The sequence below is a fragment of the Paenibacillus sp. FSL M8-0212 genome, from assembly GCF_038004645.1.
In the GTDB taxonomy this organism is placed as follows: domain Bacteria; phylum Bacillota; class Bacilli; order Paenibacillales; family Paenibacillaceae; genus Paenibacillus.
Genome location: NZ_JBBORP010000001.1, coordinates 441919 through 454269, shown reverse-complemented (window position 1 = coordinate 454269; position 12351 = coordinate 441919). Strand labels below are relative to the sequence as shown.

Sequence of the window (12351 nt, the reverse complement as noted above, 5' to 3'; positions counted from 1 at the left end):
ATGTCCATCCGGTTAAGACTAACCGCATGGTATTCTGGCATTTTGGCGGCTGTTCTTATCTTTTGGGGCGTTGTAATCTATGCCTTTGTGTATTTTAACTCCTATCAGGAAGTCGAACAGCAATTGAAGGTGAAGAGTACCCGGATTACGGAACAGATTGGTGTTAATCCTCTTTCACAGTCGTTGGATCTGGACCCCTTTACAGAGAGTCAGCTTCAGGAGGCACAAATTTACATTCAACTCTGGGATTATCAGAGTCGCTCAGGCATAATTTCCGGCAATATGAAAAAACTGGAGATTCAGTTTCCGGTATTAAAAGCCAATGAAATTCTTGAAAAGCGAGGCATATCCAAGATCTATGTGGATGGTACACCCTTTCTGGTGAATCAGCTTCCCCTTTCTCTTCAGGGAACCAATGAAGTACGTGGGATTCTTCAGGTTGGTGCGAATGTAAGTTCACAGGAGCGCTTGCTGGAAGCGTTGCTTAATATTTTGGTTTTTGGCTGGCTGGTAGCGATGGCATTGGCTATTACCTCAGGTCTCGTCTTGGCTCGCAAGTCGATGCGTCCGCTCGTGACTGTCATTGATGCCGCCAATCAGATTCAATCTGGAGATGACTTAAGTGTACGTATTCAATATGCTGGGCCGAAGGATGAGATCGGGCGTCTGATTGAAACGGTGAATAATATGCTTGAACGTACAGAATTGTCATTCCGTGGTTTGGAGGAGACGAATGCTGCCCAGCGCCGCTTTGTATCCGATGCATCACATGAACTGCGTACGCCGCTGACCACCATTCGCGGGAACGTAGACTTCCTGAAGAAGCTGTGGGATCAGGAGGGAACCGACCGACCGAATCTGGATGAGGAGACCGTCAAACAAATGTCGCTGGAAGCCATTGAAGACATGGCGGACGAGGGAAAACGTATGAGCAGGCTGATCAGCGACATGTTATCGCTGGCGAGAGCGGATACGGGTCAGAAAATTGAACTGAATCCGATTCCGCTGCAGATACTCGTACAGGAAGTGGCACGCAGAGCACAATTTCTGGATCGTCAGGCAGACTGGCTTCCAGGAGATTTTTCCATCCTTAACGGCATTTATGTGAACGGTAGCAAGGACTATCTGCAACAGATGTTGTTTATTTTCATCGAAAATGCGTTTAAATACACACCTGAAGGCTCTGTGACGCTGGATGCCGTATTATACAAAGGTCAGGTGGGACTCCGCATCAGCGACACCGGTATTGGGATGGATCGGGACGAAGTGCCGTTCATCTTTGATCGCTTCTATCGGGCAGATGAATCTCGTGGGGCTACACCGGGCATAGGTCTGGGACTTTCGATTGCGAAGTGGATTATTGAGGAACACCATGGATCAGTTGAGGTTGTGACCAGACGTGGAGAAGGAACCACCTTTATTATCTGGTTGCCGGTTGTCTTTGCTCCGCCTATCGAATAAAGGTATAATAGACAGGACTGCAATTACATCGGCAATGTTGCCGAGAAAGAAAGCGGGTGGCAACCAAGTGGAAGTACTACGAATTTCGCCGCGGGGATATTGTTACGGCGTTGTGGATGCGATGGTGCTCGCGCGTCAAGCGGCACGCAATCTGGATTTACCACGACCTATTTATATATTGGGTATGATTGTGCATAACCAACATGTGACGGATTCCTTTGAAGATGAAGGTATTATTACATTGGACGGTCCGAACCGGATGGATATTTTGAGCCAAGTAGAGAGTGGCACGATTATTTTTACAGCTCATGGTGTATCTCCTGAAGTGCGTAAGCTGGCAAGGGATAAAGGGCTGACAACAGTGGATGCAACATGCCCTGATGTGACCAAGACACATGATCTCATTCGGGAGAAGACGGCAGAGGGTTATCAGATCATCTATATCGGCAAAAAGAATCATCCTGAACCAGAAGGTGCCGTAGGTGTTGCACCAGATCTCGTTCATCTGATCGAGAAGGAAGAAGAGATTGAGGAACTGAACGTAGCTCCAGGCAAAATTCTTATTACGAATCAGACAACGATGAGCCAGTGGGATATCAAACACATTATGAGCCGTCTGCTGGAGAAATTCCCGGGCGCAGAGATTCATAATGAGATTTGCCTCGCAACTCAGGTTCGTCAGGAAGCTGTCGCGGAACAGGCAGGTCAAGCGGACCTGGTTATCGTGGTGGGTGATCCTCGCAGCAATAACTCTAATCGTCTGGCACAAGTGTCGGAGGAGATCGCCGGGGTTACGGCCTACCGTGTATCCGATGTCTCCGAGATTCAGCAAGAATGGCTGAAAGGTGTTAATAAGGTGGCTGTTACTTCGGGTGCATCAACACCAACACCGATTACGAAGGAGGTTATCCTTTACCTGGAGCAGTATGAACATGACAAGCCGGAGACGTGGGAGATCAAACGTACCGTGAACATGAGCAAATTGCTTCCTCCAGTTAGAGAAAAAACACGTAATTAAATAAGTAGGATCTAATTGCTGAATAGATAAATAACTAGAAATAAATGTAACAAATAAGCTGGTATCGAGCCACATTCCCCGATCCAGCTTATTTGTTATTTTTTCACTTTTCTAATTGATACCGATATGAAGTCCGTAAGCTGAGTGAAAAGAAAAAAAACAACGCCTGAACATCCGGATATTAACAAAAATTTCAATATTCCCTCCATACTGTTAGAAGGATTAAAAAGTAAGAATAATGCTCCTAGAGAAGTCCAGGTGGCAAAATACAAAAGAGTTTTTGTTAAAAACGAATAATTTTTAAATTTTTTTTCCAAAAAAAAAGATAGTGGCGTTGCAATAAATAAAAATAAAAAAAATAAAATTGCAAACCCAGTAATGAATAGTGAAGTAGCACTATAATACAAAGTCGTTTCAACGTTTCTGGTCATTGTATTAAAAATTGTAAATATAACCGAACCTAATAAAGCGGATGCAATTGAACTTATTATTCTACTCAAATTCATCCATCTCCCTTAATATTAAAGTTGTTTATCTAATATAACAGCGCCTGTTAAATAATAACAGGCGCCAAAAATTTAATTTGAAATATTGAAATTCCGAGCTAATGTACTAGGTGCTCCTAGATATTCGAATCCTTCATGAGGATGATTGAAAATTGTAAGGGTAGTCCCGTTGCTCAATCTCACGTATAATTCATGAGCAGGAGCTCGATCATGAGTTCCCACAAAACTATAAGCCCCTCCTTTTTGAGTTATAACTCTCATTTGATAATCTATTTCATTACCAGCAACAGCATAAGGGTTTCCCGATTTGTGATACACAGTTACATCTGTTTTAGAAGATGTATTACTATTGATAATTCTGTTAATATACTGCCCAGAGTCTGTTTTTGTACTTACAAGCTTTTTATCTTTGTCTAAAGCGTGAGTAGTCGAGACATCCTTATAGAACGCTTCTGAAGCAGTAGTGGAATCTGTGTAAAATATACTGTCTCCTACAGTTTTTGTTCTGTAAGTTTCAGCACTTGAACTAAAACCTCGATTGTCACCTTTAAAGAATTTTATATTCTGTCCCCAGGTTGCAGCATTGTACCAAGGATCTTCTGCATATTCCATGGGTATAAAAGTTTTATATGTCCATTTAAAAGAGTTATTAACTGCTGCTAAAGATAAACTGGGATTTACAATAGAAGCGTCTATAACTTTTATGATACTATAAGGTTTTTTTGATAAATTTTCCAACTCTTCTGTTCCTAAGTTGAAGTTTTTGCCCGCATAAAATTCTCTAATTTCTTCTTTCTCACTAGGAGTAAGTGGAATGTCAAATTGTATTTCGTATGTGTTATATACTTCGTTGTTGTCAAAATGATCTACAAATTTGTTTGTCTGAGTTTCTGAGATCATTACCCCATTTTTTAATATAGAGTATTTATTTACACCAGGAACATCTTCCCATGAAAGCACAACTTTTTCTGGATAAACTACTGCATTAGATTTAATTTTAAATTCATCGCTGTTTGTTAAAGCTTTGTAAGAATTAGTATCTGTTTCTGTTGAAATGTACATTTCTTTATTTCCTTCTTCACTGAGGTAACTAACTTTAAATCGATACAAAGTGCTAGAATCTAGATCATCAATAACAACTTCGTTGTTATCTCCTTGATAAATTATTTTATTATTCTGGTCTAAATCCTCTACAGTTATCAAACCCTGAGTATCATTTAAAGTTAGATGAATCGAGTTAGAAGCAGTCTCAATTTTTAGGTTATCATCTGAATTACTTGCCTTAGATTCTGCCGAAGCATTTATAGGGTTAGAAATTGACAGTATAATAATTAAACATAAGATTATTGTTCGTACCTTATTCATTTTTTTTCAACTCCAAAAGTTTTTTTTGAATTAATTGACTACGGCCACCTTTCGGATGATGTAACTGCTTACAATAACATTTTAATTTAAATATTCAAGTTGTTGTATAGGACAATTATCCCATTTTTTATATTTTATTTACAAATTTAATCTCGATTACTGTTAAATACTTTTTCTAAATAAAAAAATGAAAATTCTTTGGTAAAAAGGAGCCGTAAAGATTAAAGCGATAAAGTATATTTCTTATTCTCATGTAGAATAGGGATAAAAATATTTCTTACATTTATATAGGCTTTTTAAGGGAGAGATTTTCAGTATTTTTAAAAATAAATATCTTGACGGAAGGAGAGTTTTTTGGTTAAATTACTTTAACAGATAAAAGCTTAAAAGCGAACAAGCGTTTAAGCGCGACAGAGTTTTTGAATTTAATCAGACGCACGATAAGAAATTATGGTGCTCTCATACAAGGAAGGATGGGAATTAATATGATCGTTATTGCAGGCAAGGCTACACCGGAGGAACAGATTCAGGATATCGTTGCAGTTATTGAAAAAGAAGGGCTTCAGGTGCATATCTCTCGCGGAGAGGATCGTACCATCATTGGTTTGATTGGTAAAGTTGAACCTAAAATGCAAGAGCATCTTCGCCAAATGAAAGGTGTCGAGAATGTCGTTAAAATCTCGAAGTCCTACAAATTGGCAAGCCGTGACTTCCATCCGGAAGATACGGTAATCTCCATCAAGGGTGTAGATATCGGCGGAAAAGAACTTGTTGTCATGGGTGGACCATGTGCGGTTGAATCCGCTGCACAGATTGATGAGATTGCCGGGCTTGTGAAAGCTGCTGGTGGGCAAGTGTTACGTGGGGGAGCATTTAAGCCTCGTACGGGTCCTTACAGCTTCCAAGGAACGGGCGTAGAGGGATTGATCATGATGGCGGAAGCAGGAAAGAAACATGATCTGCTGACCATTACAGAAGTCATGACACCCGAATATGTGGATATTTGCGCCGAGTACGCCGATATTCTGCAAGTAGGTACACGTAACATGCAGAACTTTGACCTGCTCCGCAAATTGGGTGAGTGTGGCAAACCGGTATTGTTGAAACGTGGTTTCAGTGCGACATACGATGAATTGTTGAATGCGGCTGAATACATTCTTGCGGGTGGTAACCCAAATGTTATGCTGTGTGAGCGTGGTATTCGTACGTTTGAATCCTACACAAGGAATACGCTGGATCTGTCAGCGATCCCTGTTCTGCAGTCTCTGAGCCATTTGCCGGTTATTTCCGATCCGAGCCATGGTACTGGACGCCGTGAACTGGTAGAACCGATGACAAAAGCTTCCGTTGCTGCGGGTGCCAATGGCCTGATCATTGAAATGCATACCGATCCGGATAACTCCATGACAGGAGATGGTGTGCAATCCTTGTTCCCTGACCAATTCGCCAACCTGTTGCAGGATCTGGAGAAATTGGCACCAATCGTGGGTAAATCATTCAGCACAGCCAAACAACCGGCAGAATTTTTCCCGGCACGTGTAGGCGTATAATAAGAATTTCATAGGCAAGGTCTGGATCATCATCCGGGCATCTCCTCTGGTCTCGTTCATTGCAACGGAATCAGATAGATGCTCGGTTTTTTGCATATTTTGCAGTTTTGAACGTATTTATTAATCAATGGTGATAAGAAACATTTATGATGTGAAGTTTTTCCCATTATTTAGGATAAAAAAGGGGTCGCTTTACCGCATTAAACCAGTTAAATGTTTATAATTCTAGTTGTTATATGAATTTAGGTTATTTATAAAATGTGAGTATAGCTAACATACTCGCAAAAAATACCTTACATAAGTATTGACGATGTCAGGTTTTAAAATTTATAATGACGACAGAAAAAAATTCGAATTTAGACATTTTCTTAGTGGGGTTGTTTAATGTTCGGAATATTTGGGAGGACGAATACATGTCGGTTGAAAACGTATTGAAATCAATTCAAGAGAACAACATCGAGTGGGTAGATTTTCGTTTTGTAGATTTAGCTGGTCGTGCACATCACATCTCGTTGCCAGCTTCGGCTGTTGATGCAGACACGTTCGTAAATGGAGTAGCTTTTGACGGTTCTTCTATCCAAGGTTTCCGCGGAATTGAAGAGTCCGATATGGTTATGATGCCAGACCCTGAAGCGACTTATGTCGATCCGTTCACTGCACACCCTACATTGAATGTTATGTGTGACATCTTCACTCCGGATGGCGAGCGTTATGAGCGTGACCCACGCAGCATCGCTGTTAAAGCAGAAGCTTATTTGCAAGAGAGCGGTGTAGGTACAGCGGCATTCTTCGCACCTGAATCCGAGTTCTTCATCTTCGACGATGTACGTTATGAGAGCGGCACGAACAGCTCTTCCTACTATGTAGATTCCGAAGAAGCTTCATGGAACACCAACCGCAAAGAAGAAGGCGGTAACCTGGGCTTCAAAGTTCGCACTAAAGGTGGATATGTTCCAGTAGCGCCAGTGGATACACAACAAGATATTCGTAGCGAAATGTGTCGTCTTTTGGAAGAAGCAGGCCTGTCGATCGAGCGTCATCACCATGAAGTGGCGACAGCGGGTCAAGCCGAAATCAACTTCCGTTTTGATACACTGAAGAAAACAGCAGATAACCTGCTTGCATACAAATACATCGTGCACAACACTGCACGTCAATATGGTAAAGTAGCAACATTCATGCCAAAACCATTGTTCGGTGATAATGGTAGCGGAATGCACGTTCACCAATCCATCTTTGATGGCGATTCCCCATTGTTCTATGACAAAGCGGGATATGCTAACCTGAGTGAAATGGCACTGCACTACATCGGAGGTATCTTGTACCATGCTCCGGCACTGATCGCTTTGACTAACCCTAGTACAAACTCATTCAAACGTCTTGTACCTGGTTACGAAGCACCAGTAAACCTGGTTTACTCCAAAGGTAACCGTTCCGCAGCAGTTCGTATTCCAGTTGCAGCTGTGACACCAAAAGGTTGTCGTATCGAGTTCCGTACACCAGACTCCACAGCTAACCCATACTTGGCATTCTCCGCAATGTTGATGGCTGGTCTGGATGGAATCAAACGCAAAATCAACCCAACTGAGCTTGGATATGGTCCTCTCGATAAAAACATCTATGACCTGTCTGATGCAGATAAAGAAAACATCCGCAGTGTGCCAGCTTCCCTCGAAGAAGCACTTGATGCATTGGCAGCTGATAACGAGTTCTTGACTGAAGGCGGCGTATTCACAAAAGAATTCATTGAAAACTACATCAACCTCAAACGCGATGAAGCAAAAGCAGTAGCGATCCGCATTCATCCGCACGAGTACAGCCTTTACTTCGACTGCTAATCGGTCGGGGTCGGAACAGTTCTTGTTCCAACTTAAAGCCTCCGGGACACGCTCTCGGAGGCTTTTCCTTGAATTAAATAATGTAGTGCTTTAACTTTGCAGGGTGATAAAGGAATTTGATGACCTGAATTCAACACTTCAGTGCATATTGCCCTTGAAGCAGATAGAGAATACTGATATCATAGCGATAATATTCACTTTGTATGTCAGAGTTACGGATGGAAAGGGCGGGGGATTTTGTGACAAAAAGAGCGTATAACTTTAATGCAGGACCTGCGGCGTTACCACTTGAGGTACTGGAGCGTGCACAGGCGGAATTTGTAGATTTTCGTAATACAGGCATGTCGATTATGGAGATGTCCCACCGTGGAGCGGTGTACGAGTCTGTACATAATGAAGCTCAGGAGCGGTTGTTGTCGCTTCTAGGCAATCCAAAAGGATACAAGGTTCTCTTTCTGCAGGGCGGTGCAAGCACTCAGTTTGCGATGTTACCAATGAACCTGCTCGGGGCAGGACAGACTGCAAGTTACGTGATGACCGGCAGCTGGGCCAAGAAGGCTCTGTCTGAGGCGAAGTTGATCGGCGAGACACATGTTGCTGCATCTTCAGAAGCAGAGAAGTTCATGAAATTGCCGGATGTTTCGAATCTGAGTTTGCCAGAACGTACGGCTTATGTACATCTGACTTCCAACGAAACGATCGAAGGTACGCAATTCAAGTCGTTCCCGGATACCGGTTCAGTACCTCTGATTGCGGACATGTCGAGTGATATTTTCTGTAAACCATTTGATCTTAATCAGTTTGGCATGATCTACGCGGGTGCACAGAAGAACCTGGGTCCATCCGGAATTACGGTTGTAATTGCTCGTGAGGAACTGGTGAGCGAATCGCCTAAAACGATTCCAACCATGCTTCGTTACAGCACACATGTAGATAACAACTCCCTGTACAATACGCCGCCATCCTTCTCGGTATATATGGTGAATGAAGTATTGAAATGGATTGAAGAACAGGGCGGACTGACTGGTATTGAGCAAAAAAATACGAAAAAAGCGGAATTGCTCTATAACACAATTGATGCTTCCGGTGATTTCTACCATGGTTGTGTTGAACAAGAAGATCGTTCCCTTATGAATGTAACCTTCCGTCTTGCTTCTGAGGAACTGGAGAAAAAGTTCATCAAGGCATCGGAGGAAGAAGGATTTGTAGGTCTGAAAGGACATCGCAGTGTGGGTGGTCTCCGTGCCTCCATTTATAATGCTGCTCCTTATGAGAGTGTTAAGGCACTGACAGACTTCATGAGCCACTTCCAGAAGACAAATGGATAATTAGTATAGGTACGGTGTAATGGACCTTCGTGTCTAATCCTGTGCCTTACCAGAGCCTTCCACATTGACGTGTGGAGGGCTTTTCTTTAAGATTAGAGGGTTGTCGTCAACATGAAATGAAAAGGAGATTGAACACATATGGCTTTACACATCGTTCTGGTTGAACCAGAAATTCCGGCGAACACAGGCAATATTTCGCGTACTTGTGCGGCAACCGGGACCCATCTGCATCTCGTACGTCCACTTGGATTTCGAACAGATGATGCTACATTGAAACGTGCAGGGCTGGACTACTGGCATGCTGTTCATATTGAATACCACGACTCATTTGCTGAGGTTCAGGAAAAATATCCGGAAGGTCGTTTCTTCTACGCAACTACGAAGGCCAAGAACCGATACAGTGATTTTAATTTTCAGGATGGAGATTTCCTCGTTTTTGGTAAAGAGACTAAAGGCCTGCCACCTGAATTAATTGCTGCGAATCCCGATACATGCATGAAAATGCCAATGACTGGTGACGTTAGATCATTAAATCTGTCCAATTCGGCAGCAATTATTGTATATGAAGCGTTGCGCCAGCTCAATTTCCCGGGGTTAGAAGGATAAATTTTGGTTATAAATGACGGCTAGAATTCGGAAAAAAAACATTTTTCAAAAAAAAGGACAAAAAATGTTTATTTCCAGCAGGATTCGACAAAATCTTGGCGAATCTATAAACATAGTACAAATGTACCTAGAAATTTAGAGTAAGATAGGAGAGGTGTGCCGTAGCTATGAAGCCAGCTGGAGTAGTTCGCAAAGTTGACCAATTAGGTAGGATCGTATTGCCTAAATCTTTGCGTAAAAGGTATCAAATGAATGAGGGAGATCCTGTAGAAATCTTAGTACAAGGGGACCATATTATCTTGGAGAGATATCGTCCAAAATGTATTTTCTGCGGATCCATCGAGGAAGTCAACGAGTTCAAAGAGCGTTACATATGCGCACAATGTTTAGATGAAATGACTCAGCTTCCACAACACGGATAAGAAATAACGTCATGGGGTCCATTGACCCCGTGACGTTATTTTTGTTTTCAGTATCCAGTGCATGGTTCAGTTCCATATGAATAAAAGAAGAGTATGAAATCTAAGGTTGAATGCATATAGGTAAAACCTCATTCCAGACGGCATTCAGGATGCCTTGCATATTTTCTTCTTCACTATTAATACATATGACAGCTTCCTTTGAGGGAATTACGATACACAATTGACCATAGGCTCCATCAGCGCGATAAGCGCCATGAGAACACATCCAGAACTGATAGCCGTAACCTTTTCCCCAATCTCCGTCTCCAGTCGTTTCGATTTGCTGGGACGTAGCCTGTCGAATCCAATCCGCAGGTACAAGCTGTCTGCCTTCCCAAAAGCCCTCCTGCAACAGTAACTGTCCAAATTGACTCAGTTCCTCATTGCTTATCCAAAGACCTGCACAGCCAAGTGTTACCCCCAGTGGAGAGGTTTCCCACTCTACATCATGGATGCCAAGTGGATCAAATAATCGTGGAGTCAGGTAATCTTTCACGGTTTGGCCGGTAGCAGCCTGTAGCATGGCTGAGATCATAAATGTATCCCCGCTGCTATATGTAAATTGTTCTCCAGGTACCCGGTCCAGAGGCAGAGACATATAATATTTCGCCCAGTCCTTTTCGGTCAATGAAGCTCGTTCATCAGCCCAAAGAGGGGGAGAGTCATGGCCCGAAGACATTCGGAGCAGATCACGTAACTTCAATTCCCGTGGAGATGGGAGATTGTGCTGTGCAATGAGTACATGATCATAAGAGAAATAATCACCAAGTGTCGCATCCAGATGTAACAGACCTTCTTCAAGCGCGAGTCCAACGGCCATACACGTGAAGGATTTGCTGATGGAATGTTGTACCCTGCGCTGATCCTTATCCCGGTCCCAATGGGCAAGCAGATGCCCTTTTTGTAATATGCGAATGGAAAAAACGTTCAATTGTTGCTCAGTAATCGTATGAATGAAACCTTTGAGTTGCTCAGACATATTAACCTCCCTGATATCAGGTGAAACCTGAGTAAAATCGGTTGGTGAAACGTTTCCGTAATTCGAATGCAAAATCAGAACCCATGTTAGTATAAACCTGGTTTGGTGTCAATTAAAGTTGTAATAGCACTGACTAAATTTTCATTTTTTCGTAATAATAGTGTCTTTGGACGCAAATTTAGACTTGAAACAGCATTTTTTCGAGAAAAAAACGCGAAATTTGTAAAAAGGTTATTGACAGGATTTACTCATCGGGCTTATGATTTATTCGAAACGATTCGAAGAAATCGCTTCCACATTAAAAGTGTTGTAATGAAGTCCATGTGAATCAACGTTGGCTATGTTTTGAAACGATTCGAGAAAATCGTTTCGATAACCCATCGTAATACAAGGGAATCTACAACAGCCTGCGATCCAACGCCAGAGAAACGAATGAGTAAGACAGCAGGCGATGATGAGAGGGGTTACATTATGGCACATATAACGATCGAAACTGGATCGCCAACCTTATGCATGAATACCAGCATACATGTTGTGTCCAGTGACTCCGGAGAGACTTCAGGCGGTACACTATATCTGTTGCACGGGGCAGGCGATAATGCGAGTACCTGGCAGCGGTTAACCACAATTGAGATGTATGCAGCCCAATATGGCTGTACCATCATTATGCCGGAAGCGAATCGAAGCTACTACACGGATATGGAATACGGCCTGAATTACTTCCACTACATCACTCAGGAGTTACCTGAAGTATGCAAGCGTCTACTCAATCTGAATCCTGATCCGGAGAAAACGTACGTCGCCGGTTTATCCATGGGTGGATATGGTGCACTGAAATGTGGACTAACTTATCCAGAGCGATATCGCAAAGTAGTGTCTCTATCCGGTGTAACGGATATCCAGACACGACTTCATGATCCCCATATGCCAGCGACCATGATCAAGGAAATGAAAGCGGTTTTTGGAGAACGTTTACAGGTGAAAGCCGATCAGGATATTTACGCACTGTCGGCCAAGCTGCTGGAACAGGGTGTTCCTTTACCGGAAATCCTCAGTTGCTGTGGCGATAGTGACCCCTTCGTAGAGATGAATCGCGACTATGCGAGATACATGCAAGGGACTGCCTTTGATTTTCGGTATGTGGAGACGCCGGGGGCTCATGAATGGAAATTTTGGGAGCACCACCTGAGAACGATGTTTGATTTTCTGTACAACGACAAGACCATAGTAGAGTGAGGA

11 protein-coding genes are annotated in these 12351 nt (G+C 42.7%); 8 read left to right on the top strand and 3 right to left on the bottom strand.

Annotated features, from left to right (window positions below):
- Together MKX68_RS01945 and MKX68_RS01940 are read left to right on the top strand one after the other, a co-directional pair.
- Complete coding sequence (locus tag MKX68_RS01945) at positions 1 to 1461, top strand: sensor histidine kinase (protein WP_338593004.1); 1461 nt, start codon at positions 1 to 3, stop codon at positions 1459 to 1461.
- 67 nt (positions 1462 to 1528) lie between these two features.
- Positions 1529 to 2479: a 4-hydroxy-3-methylbut-2-enyl diphosphate reductase gene (locus tag MKX68_RS01940; protein WP_340915250.1), complete on the top strand. Its 951-nt coding sequence runs from the start codon at positions 1529 to 1531 to the stop codon at positions 2477 to 2479.
- Positions 2480 to 2574: 95 nt separating this feature from the next.
- On the opposite strand, the gene MKX68_RS01935 is transcribed toward MKX68_RS01940, so the two are convergent.
- Both MKX68_RS01935 and MKX68_RS01930 read right to left on the bottom strand, forming a co-directional pair.
- Positions 2575 to 2979: a hypothetical protein gene (locus MKX68_RS01935; protein WP_340908666.1), complete on the bottom strand. Its 405-nt coding sequence runs from the start codon at positions 2977 to 2979 to the stop codon at positions 2575 to 2577.
- A gap of 78 nt (positions 2980 to 3057) precedes the next feature.
- Positions 3058 to 4350 carry a DUF3238 domain-containing protein gene (locus MKX68_RS01930; RefSeq protein WP_340908664.1) on the bottom strand — a complete coding sequence of 431 codons (1293 nt, stop codon included), beginning with the start codon at positions 4348 to 4350 and terminating at the stop codon, positions 3058 to 3060.
- 485 nt (positions 4351 to 4835) lie between these two features.
- Here MKX68_RS01930 and aroF point away from each other — a divergent pair, with 485 nt between their 5' ends.
- The 5 genes from aroF (at position 4836) to MKX68_RS01905 (ending at position 10094) form a co-directional block, all read left to right on the top strand.
- Complete coding sequence (aroF, locus tag MKX68_RS01925; RefSeq protein ID WP_036610039.1) at positions 4836 to 5900, top strand: 3-deoxy-7-phosphoheptulonate synthase; 1065 nt, start codon at positions 4836 to 4838, stop codon at positions 5898 to 5900.
- A 413-nt stretch (positions 5901 to 6313) separates the two neighbouring features.
- Positions 6314 to 7738: a type I glutamate--ammonia ligase gene (gene glnA / locus MKX68_RS01920; RefSeq protein WP_074094318.1), complete on the top strand. Its 1425-nt coding sequence runs from the start codon at positions 6314 to 6316 to the stop codon at positions 7736 to 7738.
- A gap of 239 nt (positions 7739 to 7977) precedes the next feature.
- Positions 7978 to 9066, top strand: a complete 1089-nt coding sequence (gene serC / locus MKX68_RS01915) for a 3-phosphoserine/phosphohydroxythreonine transaminase (protein WP_340908662.1) — start codon at positions 7978 to 7980, stop codon at positions 9064 to 9066.
- 138 nt (positions 9067 to 9204) lie between these two features.
- Positions 9205 to 9672, top strand: a complete 468-nt coding sequence (gene trmL / locus MKX68_RS01910) for a tRNA (uridine(34)/cytosine(34)/5-carboxymethylaminomethyluridine(34)-2'-O)-methyltransferase TrmL (protein WP_017689589.1) — start codon at positions 9205 to 9207, stop codon at positions 9670 to 9672.
- Positions 9673 to 9839: 167 nt separating this feature from the next.
- The gene (locus tag MKX68_RS01905; protein ID WP_036610032.1) at positions 9840 to 10094 is read left to right on the top strand and encodes an AbrB/MazE/SpoVT family DNA-binding domain-containing protein; all 255 of its coding nucleotides are present in this window, start codon (positions 9840 to 9842) and stop codon (positions 10092 to 10094) included.
- Between the two features lie 100 nt (positions 10095 to 10194).
- Here the strand turns inward: MKX68_RS01905 and MKX68_RS01900 are convergent, their stop codons facing one another.
- The gene (locus MKX68_RS01900; protein ID WP_340908660.1) at positions 10195 to 11112 is read right to left on the bottom strand and encodes a serine hydrolase domain-containing protein; all 918 of its coding nucleotides are present in this window, start codon (positions 11110 to 11112) and stop codon (positions 10195 to 10197) included.
- Between the two features lie 432 nt (positions 11113 to 11544).
- On the opposite strand from MKX68_RS01900, the gene MKX68_RS01895 reads away from it, so the two are divergent.
- Entirely contained in the window at positions 11545 to 12348 is an 804-nt protein-coding gene (locus tag MKX68_RS01895) for an alpha/beta hydrolase (protein WP_340908659.1), read from the top strand.
- Positions 12349 to 12351: the final 3 nt, after the last annotated feature.